This is a genomic window from Streptomyces beijiangensis, from assembly GCF_017315755.1.
Lineage (GTDB): Bacteria > Actinomycetota > Actinomycetes > Streptomycetales > Streptomycetaceae > Streptomyces > Streptomyces beijiangensis.
This window is the reverse complement of record NZ_JAFLRJ010001000.1, coordinates 1-367: the sequence shown is the minus strand read 5'-3', so window position 1 is coordinate 367 and position 367 is coordinate 1. Positions and strand designations below refer to the sequence as shown.

The 367-nt window shown below is 76.6% G+C and carries 1 pseudogene; it reads right to left on the bottom strand.

The features are described 5' to 3' along the window. Positions 1-132: 132 nt before the first annotated feature. Positions 133-367: pseudogene (locus tag J0695_RS40270) on the bottom strand (hypothetical protein); the annotation flags it as partial.

The window sequence follows — 367 nt, the reverse complement described above, 5'->3', positions numbered from 1 at the left end:
CGGGGCACCGCCGAGGTCGGCCCTGCCCTTGAGCATCTCGTCGCCGCGGCCCGCAGGGTGCGGGGCGGGGTGAGCTGAACCGTGGGCGGCCGGGGCCGCGGGAGATTCCCGCGGCCCCGGCCGCCCGTCTCCTCAGGGGATGAGCGGGCTCCCGCAGCGCAGGTTCCAGCGCCCTGAACGGCCGCTGAGCTCCGTGGCGGTGAGCGGCACGACGTCCAGCCGCCAGAACCCCTCCGCTGGCAGCCCCAGAGCCTGTACGACGGCCGCCCGCACCCTGCGGGCCGCGGCGACGAGATGCTCAAGGGCAGGGCCGACCTCGGCGGTGCCCCGGGTCTTCAGCCCGCAGTCGGGGTTGATCCACAGCCGG